Annotated in this window: 13 protein-coding genes and 1 pseudogene; 5 read left to right on the forward strand and 9 right to left on the reverse strand. The window is 61.5% G+C overall.

Annotation, left to right across the window (positions count from 1 at the left end; translation table 11 throughout):
* The first annotated feature begins 151 nt into the window (after positions 1–151).
* On the forward strand, positions 152–628 hold the full coding sequence (locus N5D22_RS22975) for a BA14K family protein (RefSeq protein WP_279658156.1): 477 nt from the start codon (positions 152–154) through the stop codon (positions 626–628).
* 108 nt (positions 629–736) lie between these two features.
* Here N5D22_RS22975 and N5D22_RS22980 read toward each other — a convergent pair whose 3' ends face one another.
* Positions 737–2,092 carry a sigma-54 dependent transcriptional regulator gene (locus N5D22_RS22980; RefSeq protein ID WP_279658157.1) on the reverse strand — a complete coding sequence of 452 codons (1,356 nt, stop codon included), beginning with the start codon at positions 2,090–2,092 and terminating at the stop codon, positions 737–739.
* 1 nt (position 2,093) lies between these two features.
* Positions 2,094–3,935: a sensor histidine kinase gene (locus N5D22_RS22985; protein WP_279658158.1), complete on the reverse strand. Its 1,842-nt coding sequence runs from the start codon at positions 3,933–3,935 to the stop codon at positions 2,094–2,096.
* Positions 3,936–4,172: 237 nt separating this feature from the next.
* Here N5D22_RS22985 and N5D22_RS22990 point away from each other — a divergent pair, with 237 nt between their 5' ends.
* Both N5D22_RS22990 and N5D22_RS22995 read left to right on the forward strand, forming a co-directional pair.
* Positions 4,173–5,519 (forward strand): dicarboxylate/amino acid:cation symporter, encoded by a 1,347-nt coding sequence (locus N5D22_RS22990; RefSeq protein ID WP_279658159.1) that lies wholly within the window; start codon positions 4,173–4,175, stop codon positions 5,517–5,519.
* 183 nt (positions 5,520–5,702) lie between these two features.
* Positions 5,703–6,141: pseudogene (locus tag N5D22_RS22995) on the forward strand (EamA family transporter).
* A gap of 39 nt (positions 6,142–6,180) precedes the next feature.
* On the opposite strand, the gene N5D22_RS23000 reads toward N5D22_RS22995, so the two are convergent.
* Positions 6,181–7,533, reverse strand: a complete 1,353-nt coding sequence (locus N5D22_RS23000; RefSeq protein ID WP_279658160.1) for an aspartate aminotransferase family protein — start codon at positions 7,531–7,533, stop codon at positions 6,181–6,183.
* A gap of 36 nt (positions 7,534–7,569) precedes the next feature.
* Positions 7,570–8,304: an SDR family oxidoreductase gene (locus tag N5D22_RS23005; protein ID WP_003524050.1), complete on the reverse strand. Its 735-nt coding sequence runs from the start codon at positions 8,302–8,304 to the stop codon at positions 7,570–7,572.
* A 234-nt stretch (positions 8,305–8,538) separates the two neighbouring features.
* On the opposite strand from N5D22_RS23005, the gene N5D22_RS23010 reads away from it, so the two are divergent.
* Positions 8,539–10,185, forward strand: a complete 1,647-nt coding sequence (locus N5D22_RS23010; protein ID WP_279658161.1) for a GNAT family N-acetyltransferase — start codon at positions 8,539–8,541, stop codon at positions 10,183–10,185.
* 60 nt (positions 10,186–10,245) lie between these two features.
* Entirely contained in the window at positions 10,246–11,400 is a 1,155-nt protein-coding gene (locus tag N5D22_RS23015; protein WP_279658162.1) for an amidohydrolase, read from the forward strand.
* A gap of 37 nt (positions 11,401–11,437) precedes the next feature.
* Here the strand turns inward: N5D22_RS23015 and N5D22_RS23020 are convergent, their stop codons facing one another.
* From N5D22_RS23020 to bcsN, 5 genes are all read right to left on the reverse strand, one after another.
* Positions 11,438–13,771, reverse strand: coding sequence for a cellulose synthase (locus N5D22_RS23020; protein ID WP_279658163.1), 2,334 nt, complete (start codon positions 13,769–13,771; stop codon positions 11,438–11,440).
* Positions 13,762–14,817, reverse strand: a complete 1,056-nt coding sequence (locus N5D22_RS23025; protein ID WP_279658164.1) for a glycosyl hydrolase family 8 — start codon at positions 14,815–14,817, stop codon at positions 13,762–13,764. Before N5D22_RS23025 ends, N5D22_RS23020 begins: the two co-directional genes overlap by 10 nt.
* Positions 14,814–17,303, reverse strand: coding sequence for a cellulose biosynthesis cyclic di-GMP-binding regulatory protein BcsB (locus N5D22_RS23030; RefSeq protein ID WP_279658165.1), 2,490 nt, complete (start codon positions 17,301–17,303; stop codon positions 14,814–14,816). Before N5D22_RS23030 ends, N5D22_RS23025 begins: the two co-directional genes overlap by 4 nt.
* Entirely contained in the window at positions 17,300–19,489 is a 2,190-nt protein-coding gene (bcsA, locus tag N5D22_RS23035) for a UDP-forming cellulose synthase catalytic subunit (protein WP_279658166.1), read from the reverse strand. Before bcsA ends, N5D22_RS23030 begins: the two co-directional genes overlap by 4 nt.
* A 94-nt stretch (positions 19,490–19,583) precedes the next feature.
* Positions 19,584–20,474 carry a cellulose biosynthesis protein BcsN gene (bcsN, locus tag N5D22_RS23040; protein WP_279658167.1) on the reverse strand — a complete coding sequence of 297 codons (891 nt, stop codon included), beginning with the start codon at positions 20,472–20,474 and terminating at the stop codon, positions 19,584–19,586.
* Positions 20,475–20,890 lie beyond the last annotated feature (416 nt).

The following is a 20,890-nucleotide window of genomic DNA, read 5'->3' on the forward strand; positions in this document are numbered from 1 at the left end:
AGCGCGAAGTGCGGCCCACGCAAACAGGAATTGCGCTGCGCCGCCGGTCCGCCACAATTCATTCAGCGCCCGTTCAGCAGCCGGGCTGTATTTCCTTAACCATCGAATTTGCAACTGGCAGCGTCCTGCCACCCGGATGGAAGAACACACCATGTCGTCCTTTGCAGCTAAAACAGTTCTGACAATCGCTGTCGCCGCCGCCACGATCGTTCCCTTGAGCAGCGCGTCCGCCGGTGACTGGGACCGCCGCGACCGTCGCGATGCCGCCATTCTGGGTGGCGTGCTCGGCCTTGCCGCCGGTGTCGCCGTCGGCTCCGCAATGTCGCGTCCGGCGCCAGTCTACGATGAGCGCGTCTATGTCGACGAGCCGAGCTATGTTTATGAAGAGCCGGATTACCGTTATTACCGCGCAGCACCGCAGCCGGTTTACCGCCCCGCACCCGTCTATCGCGCCCAGCCGGTTTACGACAGCCGCCCGGTCTACAACCAGCGCCGCACCTATCGCACCATCGAGCCCTGGACCAACGCCTGGTACGACTATTGCTCGCAGCGTTACCGGAGCTTCAACACCCGCACCGGCACCTATACGGATTATGACGGCCAGCGCCATTTCTGCGTCGCGGGTTGATCGGGAAGTCCTTCGGTAAAGATATAGCCGTTATCGGCAGGCCGCGGACGGAAACGTCCGCGGCTTTTCATTCAGCGCCGCCCTCAATCCGCCACCACCTCACGCCGCTCAGCTCTTCACGTAATCCGCCCGGTTGATGCCGTGGCGTTGCAGCTTGTCGTAAAAGGTCTTGCGGGCGATGCCGAGCGTGGCGATGGTCTCCGCCACGTCGCCGTTTGATTGCTCCAGCGTCTCGCGGATGATACGCGCCTCGATCCCCTCCATACGCTCCGGCAGGGTGCCGGAAGCGGGAAACATGACTTGTGAAACGGGCGGCTCCGCTGGTTCCGTCTCCAGCCCCAGCACCACCCTTTCGGCGAAATGCCCGAGTTCGCGCACATTGCCCGGCCAGTCATGGTCGTAAAGGCGGCGAGATACGGGAGCACTGATCTGCGGCACCGGCATGTTGAAACGGTTGGCTGCCTTGGTGACGAAATGGGAAAACAAGAGCGGAATATCCGCCTTGCGTTCACGCAGTGGCGGAATGGACAAGGTTACCACGTTCAGCCGGTAATAGAGATCTTCGCGAAACGTGCCGCGCTCGGCCGGGTCGCCCAGATCGACCTTCGCCGCCGCCACCACACGGATATCGACCGACCGCTCCTCATTCGACCCAAGCGGCGAGACCTCGCGCATTTCCAGCACGCGCAGCATCTTCACCTGCACCGCAAGCGGCATGCTTTCGATCTCGTCGAGAAACAGCGTGCCGCCGCTCGAATGTTCGATGCGGCCGACGCGCTTTTTCTGTGCGCCGGTGAAAGCCCCGGGCTCATGGCCGAAAAGCTCGCTCTCGATCACCGTTTCCGGCAACGCACCGCAATTCAACGCCACGAAATTGCCCTTTGAGCGTTTCTTGCTCCAGCGGTGAAGGGCCGTCGCCACCACTTCCTTGCCGCTGCCCGTTTCACCCGCCACCAGCACATCCACATCCGTATCGGCAATGTGCCTGAGCGTGGTGCGCAGGCGCTCCATGGCGGGCGTCTGGCCTATCAGCGGCAGATCATCCTCCGCCTGCCCCGCCGCCCGGCGAAGGGCGCGGTTTTCCAGCATGAGGCGGCGCTTTTCCAGCGCCCGACGGGCGCTTTCCACCATGCGTTCGGCGGGGAAGGGTTTTGCTATGAAATCATAAGCGCCGCTATGAAGCGCATCAACGGCCATCGGCACATCGCCATGGCCGGTGATGAGGATAACGGGCAGATCGGCGTCGATCTTGCGCACCTGATCGAAGAACTGCAGGCCGGTCATGCCGGGCATGCGTACATCGGTGATGATGACACCGTCGAAATCCTCGCTCAAAGCCGCAAGCGCCTGCTCCGCCCGGGAAAAGGAGACCACCGGCAATCCGTCGAGTTCCAGCGTCTGCACCATCGCCTTGCGCAGCTGCGAGTCGTCATCCACCAGGAATATGGTTCCATCCATCGTCATGTCATGCTCGTTTCAGATATACGGAAAAACACGTGCCCGCCGCGCCGCTTGCCACCTCGATGCGCCCGCCATAATCGGAAGCGATATCGTTGGAGATGACGAGGCCAAGACCGAGGCCGCTTTCCTTTGAGGTGTTGAAGGGCGAGAAAAGCTGGGCGCGGATGGCGTCGGGAATGCCGGCGCCATTGTCGCCGATCGAAATCACGACCATGTCGCCGTCTTCGCGTACACGCACCTCCACCCGGGCCATGTCAATCGCTTCAGTGGCTTCCAGCGCATTTTGCAGAAGGTTGATGAGTATCTGTTCGAGCCTGATACGGCTGCCGAGGACCTTCAATTCCGGATCCGGCAAAGCGATATCCAGCGCATCCATCTGCCCGGAAAAACGGCTGCGCAACAGCATGACCGCGCCTTCGATCACCAGTCTGGCACTGACGGGTTCGGCGGCGGTGCGGCCCTTTCGTGCGAGTATCTTCAGGTCGGTGGTGATAGTGCCGATACGTTCGGTAAGGGCGGCGATGTCTTCCAGATTGCCGGTGGCTTCCGCCAGACGATCGCGCTTGAGCAGGGTGCGGGCATTATCGGCAAAGGCGCGGATCGTCGCCACCGGCTGGTTGATCTCATGCGCCACGCCCGCCGCCACCTGGCCGAGAATGGAAAGGCGGTTAGCCTGCACCAGCTCGTGCTGCACATTGCGCAATTCGCCGGTGGTCTTTTCATGCAGGGCGATTTCGGCCTGCAGATGGTCGCGGGTCTTCGTCAGGTCACGGGTCCGCTCCTGCACCTTCGTTTCCAGTTCTGCGCGGGCGCGCTGCTCCTCTTCCTTCTCCTTGAGCGCCTTGTGCCGGCGCCACAGCCACAGGGCTGAAAGAGCCATCAGCGGCATCAGCGTCGCCAGCGCCACCACCCTGCCCTCGCGGATCGTGGCGTTGAGGGTCGGCGCAACCGGCTGTAGATAATGCAGGGTCCACGATGTCGTCGGCACCGGCATTTCCAGCCGGAGATAATCGCCACGCTCCCGCCCCGGTTCGTCTACACGGATGAGCGGAACGCCGTTGCCGGAAGACCGGGCCGGGCGGAACGGCAGGGTGGCAAGCGCCTCAGTGCCGAATTGCAGGCTTTCGGAAATGGTCTTCCGCCGTGCCTCGTCGATGGGCGCAACGGTCTTGAAGCGCCATTCCGGCACGCTCGTCATCAGGACGACGCCGTTCCCATCGACCACATAGACCGGCTTGCCGCCGATGTTCCAGTCCGCCTCGAGCCGGTTGAATTCCACCTTGGCGATGACGACGCCAAGCGGGCGGCCGTCGCTGGCATCGATACGGCGGGAGATATAAAGGCCCGGCCGGCGGCTGACATTACCGAGCGCATAATGTTCGGACATGCCGGTCTTCATCGCCGCCTGGAAATATTCGCGGAACGCATAGTTGGAACCGACAAAGCTGTCGTCCTGTCGCCAGTTGCTGGAGGCAATGGTCAGTCCGGTCGGCCCGGTCACATAGATTACCGAGGACTGGGTTCCCTCAATCAAGCCTTCGAGCTTGCGGTTCAGCCGGTCGAGAGCCGCAGCACCGCCGCCATCAAGCGCGGTGGCAAGATCGGGATCACCGGACAGAACCAGCGGAATGGCCCGGGGCCGCTCCAGCGCGACATTCAGCAGCGCAATCTTCAGCTCGGCATCCGTTGAAGCCTCGGACGCGGCGGTGCGCATCGCCTGGATACGGGCGAACTCATCGGCCACCAGCAAAACACCGAGGCTGACGAGCAGCCACAGGCCGCCCAGAGCCAGCCATTGCGCTCGCCGTTTTTTCCGGGAATGAGGTGCCTGATCCTGATAGGTCATGGGGATAATTGTGCGGATTTACACACAAACCGCAAGAGACATTGTCCGGAATTCCGCACAAATGACTGTGAGCCGACGAAGCCTCAATAAAAACTACTTTTGAAATCAGCCAGTTATCGCAAATTGGCAAGTCTGGCATGCGTATTGCACATGACTCCGCAATCGGCGCGAAGCCGTCAACGACACGGCGATCCCGGGAGGCCAATAAAGGCAGGGTGAGGCCGAGGAGGAAAAAACATGATCGATACGACAGCCGTGGCCGCAGGCCACGCCAAGCAGCCATTCTACAAGCACCTGTATTTCCAGGTTCTGGTGGCCATCATCGCCGGTATCGCGCTCGGCCATTTTTATCCGGCCTTCGGCGAACAGTTGAAGCCGCTCGGCGACGGCTTCATCCGCCTCGTCAAGATGATCATCGCACCCGTCATCTTCCTCACCGTCGCAACCGGCATCGCCGGCATGAACGACATGAAGAAGGTGGGGCGCGTGGCCGGCAAGGCCATGATCTACTTCCTGGTATTCTCCACGCTCGCGCTCATCGTTGGTCTCATCGTCGCCAATACCGTGCAGCCGGGCGCAGGCATGAACATCGATCCTTCCACGCTGGATGCCAAGGCCGTCGCGACCTACGCCGACAAGGCCCATGAGCAGACCATCACCGGCTTCCTGATGAACATCATCCCGACCACCATCGTCGGTGCTTTCGCCAGCGGCGATATCCTGCAGGTGCTGTTCTTCTCAGTTCTCTTCGGTATCGCGCTCGGCATCGTCGGTGAAAAGGGCAAGCCCGTCACCGATTTCATGCATGCCCTGATGTATCCGATCTTCAAGCTGGTCGCGATCCTGATGAAGGCGGCTCCGATCGGCGCTTTCGGCGCAATGGCGTTTACCATCGGCAAATACGGCATCTCGTCCGTCACCAACCTCGCAATGCTGATCGGCACCTTCTACGTCACGTCCTTCCTGTTCGTGTTCGTGGTTCTCGGTGCGGTATGCCGTTACAACGGCTTCTCCATCGTCGCGCTTATCCGCTACATCAAGGAAGAACTGCTGCTGGTTCTCGGCACGTCGTCTTCCGAAGCCGCCCTGCCGGGCCTGATGAGCAAGATGGAAAAGGCGGGCTGCAAGCGTTCGGTCGTCGGCCTCGTCATCCCCACCGGTTACTCCTTCAACCTTGACGGCACCAATATCTACATGACGCTGGCGGCTCTCTTCATCGCACAGGCGACCGGCATCCAACTGTCCTTCGGCGAACAGATCCTGCTGCTACTGGTGGCCATGCTCTCCTCCAAGGGTGCGGCCGGCATCACCGGCGCGGGCTTCATCACGCTCGCGGCAACCCTCTCCGTTGTGCCTTCAGTTCCCGTCGCCGGCATGGCGCTGATCCTCGGCATCGACCGTTTCATGTCGGAATGCCGCGCCCTCACCAACTTCGTCGGCAATGCGGTCGCCACCATCGTCGTCGCCCGCTGGGAAGGCGAACTGGATCAGGATCAGCTCGCCCGCGTGCTGAGCGGCCAGGAAGAGTTCACCGGCATCGCCGATGTAGACCAGCTTCCGGCTTCGGTGCAGCCCGCCGAATAATAAGACCTCCCAAGGTCCGGCCTGTCCCGGTTTCTCCGGGCAGGCACATATGGAAAGCCCGGCGCATCGACTGGATGCGCCGGGCTTTCATTGTTCAGGCTCGCGCCCATCAAACGGGGTTCTTATCGGCCGGAAGATGCTGTAGAGCCGAAACTCAACCAATGCGATGAGTGGAGTGGCGGCATGAAGAACCTGTTTCTGGCCTGGCAATTCTGGGCGCTGCTATCGGCGGCTTTTGCGGCTTTGACCGCCATCCTTGCGAAGGTCGGCGTCGAAAACATCAATTCCGATTTCGCCACTCTCATTCGCACCGTCGTCATTCTCGCCGCCGCCGGCCTGATGGTTTACATCACCGGCAACTGGCAGCAGCCTTCCACGATCTCGGGAAAAACCTGGGCGTTCCTCGTGCTTTCTGGACTGGCGACCGGCGCATCGTGGATATGTTATTTCCGGGCGCTGAAACTCGGCGACGCCGCCCGTGTCGCGCCCATCGACAAGCTGAGCGTCGTGTTTGTCGCCGTCTTTGCGGTGCTGTTTCTGGGGGGAAAGGCTGTCTTTGCCCAACTGGCTCGGCGTGGTGCTGATCGCCTGCGGCGCGGTGCTTGTGGCCTACCGGGGATAGGCCGGTCGGATAAACCGGCCGGCACAATCGCTGGAGTTATCAGCCTCGGGCAGCCGCGACCTTGTCGAGACCACGCTTCACACCGGCAAACAGCTCGTCCAGCTGTTCGGCCGTAATGATAAGCGGCGGGCAGAAGCAGATGGATTCGCCGATAGGCCGGGTGATGACACCCTCCTCCTCAATGGCCGCGGCAAGAGCGAGCGTCGTATCGCCCGGCTTCATGCCCTCCCACGGTTTCACCTCCAGCGCGCCGATCAGGCCGATACCGCGCGAGGAATGAATGAGCGGGTGATCGGCCAGCGCCTTCAGATGATCGAGAAACTTGCCTTCCAGCCGGGCGACATTGCCGACCAGATCGCGCTCCTGAATGATCTTCAGGTTTTCCAGCCCCACAGCCGTCGCGACGGGATGGCCGGAGGCGGTGTAACCATGGCCGAAGGAACCGATACGGTCGGATTCATCGGCAATCGGCTGGTAGAAATTGTCATTCATGATGATCGCCGAAAGCGGCATATAGGACGACGAAATCTGCTTGGAGACGACAAGCACATCCGGCTTGATGCCGTAGGTCTCGCAGGCGAACATCCTGCCGGTTCGACCGAAGCCGCAGATCACCTCATCCACCACAAGCAGAATATCGTATTTCTTCAGGATCGCCTGCACGCCTTCCCAATAACCTTCCGGCGGCAGGAGAACGCCGCCAGCGCCCATTACCGGCTCGCCCCAGAAAGCCGCGATGGTTTCCGGGCCTTCGCGCAGGATCATATCCTCCAGCTCCTTCAGGATGCGCGCGGTGAAATCCGCCTCGCTTTCCCCTTCCTTTCCAAAATGCACATAGGAGGGGCAGGCCGTATGCAACATGCGGTCCAGCGGCAGGTCGAAGCTTTCATGATTGCGCGGCAGGCCGGTGATCGAGGCCGAGGCGATGGTTACGCCATGATACCCCTTGATGCGGCCGACGATCTTCTTCTTGTCGCGTCTGCCCAGCGCGTTCGAGCGATACCAGACCATCTTCGCGACAAGATCGTTGGCCTCGGAGCCGGAGGAGGTGAAATGCACCTTGGACATCGGCACCGGTGAAAGCTCGATCAGCAACTCGGCGAGATCGACCGACGGGCCGTGCGTCTTGTAGGAAAAGGTGTGGTAATAGGGCAGCTTCTGCATCTGCTTCGTCGCCGCTTCCACCAGCCGCTGTTCACCGAAACCGAGCGCCACCGACCACAGCCCCGCCATCGCCTCGATATAGCGCTTGCCGCTGCTGTCGGTGACATAGATGCCCTCGCCGCTCTCGATCACCAGACCGCCGGTCTTTTCGAATTTGCGCAGATTGACGTTCGGATGCATCTGATAGGCGATATCGCGTGCCTCGACGGAATTCGGCAGGATGGTCATCGATGAAGGCTCCATTTTCGGTTGATGCTCGGCGTGTCAGACGTGCTGGCCGCCATTGATGTGAATTTCCGCGCCGTTGATGTAGCTCGACTGTTCCGAGCACAGGAAATAGATGGTCTGCGCCACCTCGGCCGTGGTACCGAGCCGCCCGAGCGGCACCTGGGCTTCCACGAGCTCCGCCGTTCCGGGGGAGAGGATGGCGGTGTTGATCTCGCCCGGCGCAATCGCATTGGCGCGCACGCCGCGCGGGCCGAACTCATGCGCCAGCTCGCGCGTCAGCGCCGCGAGCGCCGCCTTCGATGTGGCATAGGCCACGCCGGCAAAAGGATGCACCCGTGAGCCGACAATCGACGTGACGTTGACGATGGAGCCTTTTGCCGCTTCCAGTTCCGGCAAAAGCGTGCGGGCGAGCAGCGCCGTCGAAACGAGATTGACATTCAGCACCCGCGTCCAGATTTCCGCCGTCGTATCCATGACACCGAGACGGCTACCGCCCTCGCCCTTCGGCGAAATTCCGGCATTGTTGACAAGCGCCGCAAGCTTTCCCTCCGGCAGGCGTGAACGCACCTCGTCCGCCAGATCGTCAATGCGGGACAGGTCCTCCAGATCGGCCTGAATATGGCTCTCCCGCGCCGACGGCCAACGGCATTCCTCGGAGAAAGGTTGCCGCGATACGGTGAGAATTCTCCAGCCCTTTTCCTGAAACAGCTTGACGGTGGCATGCCCTATTCCGCGGCTTGCGCCGGTCAGAAGCATATAAGGAACAGCCATGTGAGAACTCCTGTGCCATGCGGACCGTTGATCCGGCCGCGCATTCAGCCCCGCATGTTAGAGCGCTGCCACCGGCTGACAAGGTCTTTTTTGTCGCGGCGCAGCGATGGCGGATCGGCGACGGGCTAATCCCATTTGATGCACGGCTTTCACCCGAAGGGAATATTTGAAGCCGACCGTTTACCCATAAAATGAAGCCTCCCGAATGTGTGATCAGTATTGGGAGGGGGACGAATGCGTATCGATATCATCGACACGGACGCCGGCTTCGAGGCGATCCGCGAAAACTGGGATGCGGTGTTCATGGCCGATCCCCATGCCCGGCATTTCCTCTCCTGGGGGTGGCTGAGGGACTATATGCCGCGCCGCAGGCGCTGGTTCATTCTTGCGCTGCGCGAACGGGCGGAAGGCTCGCCCTATGTGGCGTTTTTCCCGCTGCGCATCGTCACCGAACCGGACAAAAAAACCGGACGCTTCCACGACAGCATCGTCATGGCCGGCAATGCGGCGGCGGATTACACCGGTTTCATCACCCTGCCGGACTATGAAAATCACGCAGTCGCCGGTTTCTGTTCCTATATACGCCAGCAGAACTGGACCGAGTTGAAGCTCGACTATCTTTCCGGCCCGCCGGAACGCCGCGAGGCGATGATCCGCGCACTTCAGGGCCCGCTCGTCATGTTTCGCGACAACATGCCGACCAACCCCTACAACATCAATAATTGCATCTGCCCGGTGGTGGCCCTGCCGGAGACGTTCGACGGCTATCTCGACAGCCATATGAGCAGCCAGACCCGGCAGAAGCTCAGGCGTTTCCTGAGAAAAGTGGAGGGCGGCGACGAATATCGCATCACCTTCGCAACACGGGAAACAATCAAGCGGGACATGGATATCCTGTTCGATTTCTGGCGCATCCGCTGGGCGCCGCACAAGGGCAAGGAACGCACGGAGCTTCTGATCGGCGCAACACGGCAGATGCTGATGGATGTCTATATCCGTGGCGACCTCGAAGTGCCGGTGCTGTGGTTCGGCGACCAGCCGCTCGGCGCGCTCGCCAATATCATCGACCGCCAGAAGAAATCGGTCCTGTTCTACATTACCGGCCGCGACGAGAACTGGAAGACCCCTTCCCCCGGCCTCGTGCTGCATGGCCATTGCATTCGCAGGGCCATCGAGCAGGGTTTCAAAACCTATGATTTCCTGCGCGGCAACGAGCCCTACAAATATTTCTTCGGGCCGGAGGAGCAGAAGCTGAGCTGCACGCTGTTCCGCACCCGCTCGGGCGATAATCTCGGCGGCACGCTTCATCCGCGCAGCGTCCGCTTCGTCTATGAACAGGCCCTCAAACTCTACAAGACCGGCAAGAAGGCGGAGGCTAACATCGCCTTCGGCCAAGTGCTGGCCGCCGCACCGGATCATCTCGGCGCGCAATTCGGGCTCGCCAATCTATCATTCGACCGGGGTGAATTCCGTGAAGCCGAAATCGCCTTTCTCAGCCTTCTGGCCGCCGGGCAGGAACCAGTCGTGCTTTGGCTGCGCATCGGTGAGGCGCGGCTGGCGCAGCAGCATTACCACGAGGCATCCGAGGCCTTCCGCCAGGTGACCAATCGCGCGCCCTTCCACCGGGAAGCGCTTTACAAATGCGCCGTGGCGCTGATCGCCGCCGAAAGAACGATGGAAGGTGCGGAAATTCTCGACAGGTTGCAGCACTACCATTCCGACGATGCGGCGCATCTGGAATATGCGGAAAAGGCCCGCGCAGCCCTTGCCCGGCTGGAACTGGCAAAGGCCAAGGTTCCGCTGCCCGCCGATGTCGTCACGCTCGCCATCAAGCCGAAAGCGGCGGGCAAACGCTGGCACCCGCCAAAGGTTTTGCATTAAAGGCAACGCCCTGTAAGTTGCGGCAGGAAAAACCGCCCGGACGACTTGCAAGGATTTTTGATGTTTCTGACCAACAAGGACATGCTCGATCTCATTGAGCTTCGCCGTGATCTTCACCGTCATCCGGAAATTTCCGGCAAGGAGAAGGAAACGGCGCGGCGCATCCGCGCTTTCCTCGAGCAGGCACAGCCCGACCAGCTTTTCACCGATCTCGGCGGCCATGGCGTGGCTGCGGTCTATGAAAGCGGCAAAAGCGGCCCGGCGGTTCTTATCCGTTCGGAACTCGATGCCCTGCCCATTCACGAAAAGAGTGACGCCGAATACCGCTCCGGCACCGACGGCAAGGGCCATCTTTGCGGCCATGATGGCCACTCCACCATTCTGACGGCGCTGGCGCTCGGCCTTTCACGGCAGCGACCCGCGACAGGCCGCGTCATCCTTCTGTACCAGCCGGCGGAAGAAACCGGCGCGGGCGCCGCCGCCGTTCTCGCCGACCCGCGCTTTGGGCAGATAAAGCCGGATTATTCCTTTTCGCTCCATAACCTGCCCGGCCTGCCTTTCGGCCATGTCAGCGTGGTGGAGGGACCGGTCAACTGCGCATCGCGCGGGATCAAGATCCGCCTCTCCGGCAAGACGGCGCATGCGTCTTCGCCAGAACACGGCATTTCCCCGATGCGGGCAATATCCCGGCTGATGCCGGCCCTTGCCGAACTCGGTTCCGGTTTCCCGCCCGAACCCGATTTTTCGATGGTGACGATCACCCATGCCGTGATGGGCGAAGCCGCCTTCGGCATTTCCCCGGCCGATGCTGAAATCTGGGCGACACTCCGGACACTGACCGACGACCGGATGGAAAAACTCTGCGAGGCTGCGGAAACGCTGGCTAAGAAGGTGGCGGACGAACAGAAGCTGACGCTCGACATCACCTATGACGATATTTTCCTGCATTGTGAAAATGCGCCTGACGCGGTCGCGCATATCCGGCGAGCGCTGGATGAGGAGAAAATCTCCCACGGGTCGGAGGGGCTGCCCATGCGAGCGTCCGAGGATTTCGGCCGCTTTCGCGCCGTTTCGTCATCCGCCATGTTCTTTCTTGGCGCAGGCCGGGACTATCCCAACCTGCACAATCCCGACTATGACTTTCCGGACGCGCTGATCGGCACCGGCGCGCGCATCTTCATGCGCATCATCCGCAACCTGACCGACGCGGAATAGCAGCGGCCGGCTATATCCAGCCGCGATAAGCCGCCCGTCAGCCGCCTTGGGGACCGTTGCTCGGCCGGGCGGCGCGCACCGCCGCCAGTCCCCGGATGCCATCCCTGTTTCCGATAGCCGTCAGGCTTTCGAAAATCTGGGCGGCCTCGCCATAACGGCCCATGGCGAGATAGGAATAACCGCGCAGAACCATCAGGTCCGTACGCTCATCCGCCAGCCGCGCCCGCTGGTCGAGCAGGAGAAGCGTTTCGGCATACCGCTTCGACCCGAACGCGGAAACGGCACGGTCAGCAAGGATCGAGACCTGCAATTCCGTTGCGCGCGGGCGATCCATGCTCGATTTCGTCGCCGAAACAGCGGCATGGTCCGTCAAGCCCATGCGCAGATAAGCAAGGCTCTGGCCATAGGCCGCATCGCTTTTGACATTGGACTGGCCGCTTTCAAGCGCGGATTCGAAAGCTTTGAGAGCCTCCGCCGGCCGGTTGGTCTCCATCAGGCACCAGCCGAGATCGAGCGCCTGCTGCGCCGGCAGACGCTGCGGATCGGGATAAGCGGCGCAGGAACGCGGGCGCGAGGCGGTGCTGGTTTCCCTTTGAGCCTGCATGGGGCGGCGCGCCTGCTTGCGCGAAGGTTCAAGCTGCTGGACGGCAGGCGGGTTATAAACCACCGCCGTCTCGCCCTGCGGTGCACTGGTCTGCACGGGCGGCGCCGTTACCTGTGCGACAACCGGCGGCGCGGTTATGGGAGCAACCGTCTGCCCGGACTGGTCCACCATGCGCGCCGTTCCCACATCGGCGATACGTTGCGAACGGCCTGCCCATTGCTGCTGGATGCCACGCAGGCCGGCGAGATTGCGAAGATCGTGATAGCTGACGGCCATGCCGTAGGCTGAAGGTTCATCATCGGGTTTCCAGCCAAGGGCCGTGCTGAACCATTGCAAGGCAAGCGGCGTCTGCCGGAAGGCAAGCGAATACCAGCCGAATTGCTGCGCCGTCGCCGCATCCTTGCGCGCCACAGTTTCGGCGGCGATGCGCTGCAGCACATCCGGCGGCAGAACGACCGACGGTTCCAGCGCCAGAAGATTGGCCGTTGCGGCGAGATAGGTCGCAAGCGCATCGTCGGATGCCTTGCGCCATTTATACATGACGTCCTCGGCCTCACGCGGCTCGTTACGGTCGATCAGCGCCAGCGCCAGCCCCTGCGAGACCGATGCGCTGTCTTCCTCTTCCCGCGCCTTGCGGAACCACTTCTCCGCCTCCGCCATGTTCTTCTGCCGGATATTGTACCAGCCGAGCAGCAGGGCGTCGCTTGCAAGCTTGTCAGTCTCGGCAAGCCGCTGAAGCCGCATCAAATAGGCGGAGGGAACGGCAACGCCCTCCTTCTCCCCTGCCTTGGCCACGAACTGGCGGGCGAGATCGTTCTTGACCGGTTCGAATTCCAGCTGACCGTCCGCGCCGGGTTTTTCCCTGGCCAGCAGCTCGTCCATCATTTCCGCCGGCAAAAGCGCGGATGCCTTCTGCACGGTGGCGAGCCTGTCGCTGGCGACCGTGCAATTGTTGAGGATGTAGAGATAGGCGTCGCGCGCCCGTCCCATGCGGTCGGTATTGGCGAAGGCGTCGGCAACCCGCCACAGGACATCGACCTCGCCGCAGGTCAGCAGGCCGGGATTGTTGGCGGCCGTATCCACCACCGTGGCATATTGCTTGAGATCGGAAGCATTGACGAGCCGCTGGCGCGCTTCGGCAAGCGAAAGCATTCCGATAAGATTGTCAGGCGGCTGCCAGCCAGGTTCCGCCTGCTGGCGGTCGGCGATCGCCTTCCTCACTTCGGCATAACGGCCATCGGTATAAAGCTGCCACATGGCATCGAGCCGCGGATCGCCGTTTTCGGGAATGGCGAGAGGGTCGGCAGGCGGCGTCCAGTTGGGATAAAGCGTGCGCAGACGCGCGATTTCGGCCTGAAGGCGCTGAGTATCGCCCCTGGCTGCAAAATAGCGCAGCGCGCTGAGATCGACTTCGGGCATATCGGCCGATGCGGGTTGGGGCGTGCGAGGAGCCGGCGCCTGCGCCGTCTGTGTTTGCGGCGCCTGCCCGCCAGCCTGCGTCATCGGCAAGGGCTCGGTCGCCGGCACGGTGACCGGCGGTGTCGCGGGCTGCGTTACCTGCGCCATTTCACGGTTCTTGACGAAAGCGTTGATCTGCGCCGGATTGGCCGCCGTCGGCAAAACACGCTGTACCGCCCGATTGTCGCCGACCGCCGATGTATGCACGTCCGACACCCGCCCGAGAATGCTGTCGCGCCAGTGGAAGGCGGCGAGCGCAATCAGAAGCAATATGAGAGCCGAGGTCGACAGCGGCTTGTTCATCGGCATTCCCCGTTATTCCTTGCCAGAAACGACAATGCCAGAAGATGCAATGTGGAAGGATAATAAAGTGTTGGCTGGAAGTTTTTAAGTTCGGCGGAAACGGCCGGACCGCCGCCGATGCAGGCGGCGAGAGCCGGAATGATGCGATACCCCGGGTCGGACAGAACATCCTTGACCGTGCCGGCTTTCAGATCGAAGGTTCCGGCGGCGCCGCTTTCCAGCGTCATGCCGTCTTTCAGTCGGGCGAGCAGTTGCGTTGACCCGATATTCGCTCTTGCGAGATAAAGCGGTATGCGCACCGCATTATAACCGAACTCGGGCGGAAAACCCGCGGCCGGCTGCGGCTTTGTCTTCACCGACACCCAGTCGGCGGGCAGTTTTCTGTCACTGAAAGAAAATGCGCCGATTTGCGCCGCGCCATCATCGGCAATCGCTTTCCAGAGCGGCGATGGCGCGACCAGATCGAGAACCGGAAAGGCTTCAAAAATCAGATAGGACGGATTGACGACGGGTCCGTCTTCGCGGTCGTCCTCATCGAAACCGCTGGCGGCCGGCAAAAGCAGCGTCCGCCCACCGCGCTGCACGACGGTCTTCTTGAGGATGGCGGATGCGATGGCGGCGGATGCCTCGGCATAATCCTGCCGGTTCCATTGCCCGGCCGCCAGCGCCAGCGCATAGGCGATCAGGATATCGCCGTCCGTCGCGTTGTTGATGTCAGTTACATGCGGCTTGGTGCGCGGATCCCATTTCCAGGCGGAAAGCCCGTCGTCGCGCACCAAAAGCTCGGTGCGTGTGAAACTCCAGATCAGCTCGAAATCGGACAGGTTGTCGGCAAGCACGGCAAGCCACATGCCGTAGCCCTGCCCTTCGCTGTGGCTGATATTGCCGTTGCCGGTATCGATGATACGACCGCCGGAATCCAGAAACGCGCCTTTATAGGCCGACCACGCCTCCGGCGTGACCGAAGCGGCGCGGCTGACGGAAATAGTTGCAATCACCGCCATCACGGACAGGCAGAAAATACCGACCAGTTTCGATATCCCGTTCCTCATCGATGCCGCCCCATCATGCGCAGCATCGCAAAAGTGACGAGGCCCAAGAGAGACACGAAACCGATGAACGCCAGCGAATAGGAAAGAACGTTGGAAGACAGCCAGTTGGCGGCGACCAGCCTCCAGTTGGAGAAGGAGAAAGCCCGCGTGACGTAAAAATACGGCCGCTCCACTTCCAACGTTTCGAGCTTTTCAGCAGCGGTATCGTAGGCGGCGACACGTCCCGTGACACCGCGCCAGCGATTTTCCCGGGTCATCGCCGCCATGCCGTCAAAAAGTTCCGCTGACGTCGGCGCCGTCGCAAGAGTCCACACCCCTTCGCCGGAGGGGCTGAGCCCCTGCGCCAGCATGAACGAGACATTGCCGGGTGGCGCATAGGGCTGTTCGGCCGCCGGCAGGAAACGCAGCGTATCCGAACTCAGATCGAAATTCCGCTTCATCCACTCTTCGAAAGAGGATACCTGCCCCTCCCACACGCCGCCATCGACGCGTTCCCGCCAGTCGTTGAAGAGGGTTTCGCTGCTCTGCGCGGCAGGCTGGACGGCGGCTCCCATTTTCCAGGATATCTGGCTGGAAGCAACGAGATTGAACTGGCTGATCAATGCCTGCGGGAATTGCGAGATCGTTCCCACGAACAGGGCATCTCGGTCGCCGATCACCAATGGCGAAGCGACAGTCTCGATATCGATGGGATGCCCCGCCACGCTCGCCAGTCGGCTGACCAGCGTCGCTGCCGCAGACATGGTGTCGGTATCAAAACGGTCGAGCGATAGTGCAACGGGGGCGCCGCCGGCGCGATAGGGCTGCCCTGCCCCCGCCAGCGCGGCGAGATCCGGCTTGCGGCCGATCTGCGCATAGTCCGGAATATGAAATTCGGACGTATCGAACAGGGCAAAACGCGGGGTCGTGCTGGCCGGCGCGCCAGGCGCACAGGCCTGATCCTGCGCCGTCATCAGCACCGCCTCGATGGTCACCCTGTTCGGCCCCGGTTTGAAGTGACGCATCGTGACGTTAATGGGCAGATGCCGGAAAATGCCGCCGCCATTGTTGGAAATCGGCACTGTCGAGGCGATCTGGTCATTGACGTAGATGTCGACATGGCTGCCCGGCAAGACCTGCGAGGAATAGGCGGCATCGAGCAGCAGCGACGCCTCGCCATAAGCCGATGCATAAAAATCGGCGGGCATGCCGACATAAAATTCGTTGCGGAAACGCCGGCCGCTAAATTCGGTGCTTTCGAGGCCGAGTTCGGAAAGCGCGATACGGCGGTCCGACATGACAAGCGGCACGTCCGGCGATTGCCAGCTGCGGGTCGAAAAATTCGTTCGCAGGGCGCCGGGTGTTCGCGATATCGAAGAAAACAGCGTCTCTATTGCCGCCTGTACCGCCTGCGGGGTGGGGCCGCTGACAAAAAGCGGTGAAAGGCCGCCCGGCGCGGCGACGCCAAAGCCGGCAAAGGCGCCGGCCGATGCCTCGGGCGGCAGCGTTCCGGCCATGCCGGCAATCTCGCGGGCGGTGCCGACGAGGACAGTCAGCGTGCCTGCCTTGCGCTCACTTGAAGGAGCGGCCACGAAACGGATCGTCTGGTTCGGCATCTGGGTTCTGAGCGCCAGCGCCTGTGAAAGGCGCAGCAGGGAATCCGCAAATGCCGGATTGCCAAGCGCCGGCGCGACGATCTCGATCGACGTCATCGCCTTGCCGTCCGGCCCCGTCGCCTGAATATCGTCGATATTGGCGAAGCTTCCGGCGACATCGGCATTAAAGCCGATATAGGTATTGGCAGGGTCAATATCGGTCCACAGATCATAGGTGGACTGGATCGTGCAATCGGTTCTGTGGCGCTGCTGCACGCCCAGTCGCACGACATTTGAACCGACCTGCAGGATACCAGGTGGAATCTTGAGAGAGACATTGCCCTCACTGTCAGGCGCTTCGATACGCGCCGCGTCCAGCGCGACATTATTCAGGCTGACCTGAAAATTCGAGCTTTCCGGCGCAACCACCACGGCGTTCTGGTAGCCGATATTGAGCGAAACGGCGGCATTCACCTGTTCCGGCGTCAGATAGATGCTCCATTGCCGCCGATCCATTTCGCCGGAAAGGCTGAGCTTTTCATAAGGCAGTATATATCGGCGGCGGCTATCGGCGTTGAGCCGCGAGACCTGCGCTGGAACAGGCCTTGCACCCTCCTGGCGCGGAGGAACCGAAACCGGCGGCAACGGGACCGCAGGGCGCTGAGGCGGGGGCTGAACCGCAAAAGGCGGCGGTACCGACGGTTGAGGCGGCGGTTGGTCCTGCATCTGGGCAGGCGGTTGCTGGCGCGGCGCGGCAGGTGGAGTGGTGGGTGGCGGCAGGGGCGCCGGCGCGGTCTGGGCGGGCCTTTCCGGCGACATGTCAAAGGGGGAGGACTGGGCCATCGCGCCGGTCGCAACGCCTCCCAGTATCAACGCTGCCAGGGGACCCCGGATGGGTTTGCGGCCGCTCATTTTACGGCTCCGACAGTTTTGGCGTCTTTGGGAGCAGGCCGAAGCGCCCGGACCAGATAATAAAGGCCGCGCTGTGTCTGGAAGAGCGATATGGCCAGGAAGATGGCCGTGCCGCGGATAAGGCCGGGGTTCCTGCGGCGCACCCGCTGGAATTCGCTCCACTGTTCCGAATTGGCGAAGATCAGATCCGCGATCAGGCGATGATCGACGGCGCGTTGCGGCGCGAAGGTGCAGCCGATCGAGACGAAGCCCTCGCCCTTCACCGTCCGCACGACATTGACGGGCATGGTTTCCGGTACGCCCTCGCTATGCGGCTTGACCTTCACGATGGCCGTGCCGCCTTTTTCGATGTTTGTCGCGCTGTCGAAGAGATTGATCAGCAGCCCGTGCACCGACACGTTGTCGATGGACGCCGGCATCCAGTCATCGCTGCCCTCAAGCTTGACCTCGCAACGCCGCTTGACGGTGATGCGCCGTGACGCAGACTTGTCGCCGCGCTCGGAAACGACACCGAGCGCACAGCCCGCGAAGATGAGGTTGAGCAGGTTCCAGCCGCCGACCACGAGCGTGACATCCGCCTTGTAAGGTTCGCTGTAGATGCGCCACGCGGCAAAGGCCATCGCCACCAGCAGCAGCGCGAAAATGACGAAGAACGGCCGGCTGATTTCCGAAAGCCGCGCCTCGGCGATGGATTCATCTTTCGCAGTCACCTTAAAGGTGGGCTTGCCGGGGTTGAAGATCACCGAAACGACGGCGGGCAGCAGGTGAACCGTCTGCACATATTCGTAAAGTTCCGAAATCCACGGCCAGCGGAAGCTGCCATAGAGATAGTTCTGCATCATCAGGTTCACGAGCATATAGGCCGCCGTATAGGCCAAAAACTCGCCGCCCGAGGCCACGAATATCTGCAGGTCGAAGAACAGGTAAAACAGCGGCGCGAACAGGAAGATGGTGCGCGGGAACGGGAACAGCCAGAACAGCGTCGACGACATGTAGCAGAGACGCTGCGTAAACGAGAGGCCACGCCGGAACAGCGGCTGGCGGAAAATCAGGATCTGCATCATGCCCTGCGCCCAGCGGCTGCGCTGACCGATGAAGCTTGTGAAGGTGGCGGGTTGCAGCCCGGCGATCAGCGGCTTGTCGACATAGATGCTGTTCCAGCCGCGCGAATGCAGCGCCAGCGCCGTTTCGCAATCCTCGGTGATGCTGACGCCGCTGAAACCTTCGGTATCCTGGAGCGCCTCACGCCGCAGCACGGCGGCCGAACCGCAGAAGAAAGCGCCGTTCCACTTGTCGAGACCGCGCTGGATGATGCCGTAAAACATCTCGTTTTCGCTCGGCATCGTCTCAAAGGTGCGCAGGTTGCGCTCGATGGGATCGGGATTGACGAAGAAATGCGGTGTCTGCACAAGAAAGAGCCGCGGATCCTCTTCGAAATAGCCAACCGTTTCCAGAAGAAAGTCGCGGGCCGGCGCATGGTCGGCGTCGAACACGGTCACGAGCTCACCGGTCGAATGGGCAAGCCCGTTATTGAGGTTTCCGGCCTTGGCGTGGACGTTGCGCTCGCGCGTCAGATAACGCACGTCGAGGTCCTCGCAGAGCTTCTTCAGCTCCTCGTGGCGGCGCTGCGCCGCCTGCGCCTCGACGATATTGCTGGCGTTACGCTTCTGCACCGAACCGCCGTCGTCCAGCAGCCAGACGGTGAACCGGTCGGCCGGATAATCCATGTTCTTGGCCGCTGCCAGCGTATTGGCGAGAAGCTCCGCGTCCTCGTTATAGCTCGGCACGAAGACATCGACCGTCGGCCGGTAATCGGCCGACCCGGGCCTCGTCTTGCGCGACGGCAGCGGCATCGACACGATGACGAGGCTGAGCGCCAGCATCACGACACTATACATCTCCGCCAGGTAAAGCAGAAAGCCGGGAATGAAGTTTTCGAGCTGATTGACCGGCGGCAGTGTGCTGGTGGTGCGCCAGTAGACGTAACGCAGCACGATGGCCGTGCCGAAACCGAGCGCCACCAGCCGCCAGGCGCCCTGCCCGTTGAAGCCTTTGATCGTCGCCAGGAGGATAAGCGAAATCGCCGTGGCGACCAGATGCGTCTGCAGGCTGACCGGCATCGTGACGATGGCCAGAACGCAGAGCGACACAAGCAACCAGACAATGATTGTGATGGCCTTGCTCATCCAGAAACTTTCCGTTGTCTTCTCCACCCGGAATTTCGGCCCGGAATTTTTGCGATCTGCGCCTTACCGCATGCTGCCCCGCTGGCTCCTGCAATCACCTGCATCCTTGCACCGCTCCCGAACCGGACAGGCATGCAGGCGACGGAATGACGACCTGCGGCACCTGTGTTGATTGCCGGCCGTTTTCCGCCGGCACGCCATCTGCGCGCCTGCCCGCCACGGCGGAGCTTGCAGGCGCTCCAACCGACGCGGGCGACGGAATACTGACCGCAGCAACGGGTGGCAGCGGCTGTGGTTCCGGCTGTTGGGGCGTTGCGGCCACAACGCGACGGGCGGATCTCGGCGGCACGCTCGCGGTCACCTCACCGCCGGGCCGCATCGGCACCGCATCCGCATTGATGGGATAGACCGGATGGCCGGGCCGTCCGAGATTTTTATCCACCGCCTGCGGCGTGCCGTAAGGGTTCCAGCTGGGCGAGGCATAGGTGCCGGTGATCGTGTAATTATACATGACCGCCAGCAGCCGCTCTACGCTGGCGCCCGACTGGCAAAGGCGCAGCCGCACCTTGATGCGCCCGAGATTGCGGAAATCCTGCCGCATGCTTTCCGGCGAGCGTATGTCCTGCCAGCCATAAAGGCAGGTATCGTCACCACGACCGCTGCCGGCAGCATAGGAGAACGCGCCATAACCGTTCTGCAGGTAATTCGGCGACATGGCGATGCTTTCACCGGGAAACTCGGCGCGGATTTCCCGGGCCACCGAGGATGCCCTGAAACCGGTGAAGGCCAGAGCGTCACGACCGGTATCGCCCGCCTGCTGCGGACCGAAAAACTCCGCCTTGATATAATTCTGCCCGGGCGTAGCGGCCTCGGAGCGCAAAATGACCTGCTGCGCCACTGCGTTGGAATAGGTGCGATTGACGACGGTGACGATTTCGGGGCCGCCGGGCGGTGGAAAAACCAGCGCCTCGGAAGGCGACACCATCTGAGCGCCCCCGAACGACCGAACGCCCGCGGGAGTATTGCAGCCCGAAAGAACCGCAATGGAGAACAGCAATGAAGTATAGGCAGAAAATCTCACTGCCTTGCGCCCCTTTATTGCCCCAACGCCGCCCAGGTTAAAAGGAGACCGAATCACTAATGACCAGACCATTGCTACGAAATACGTGAGGACTACGAATAAGCAATCTCAAATTTGCGTTGTAATTTCTGACACTTTATGGCTCGCGAATCATCGCTGCCGCCCGTCTTTGCCACGAAGGGGGGTGGAACCAACAGCGCCGACAGGGGTTGGCTTCCTGTCAGGCCGATAATTTTACGGTTGCAGCGCAATATGTCCCATGGTCTACTTGCCTTCATTAGCACGTATTTTTATTGGTCTTTTTTTAATTCAACTTTAAA

The organism is Agrobacterium sp. GD03872, from assembly GCF_029840625.1.
Taxonomy (GTDB): Bacteria; Pseudomonadota; Alphaproteobacteria; order Rhizobiales; family Rhizobiaceae; genus Agrobacterium; species Agrobacterium fabrum_A.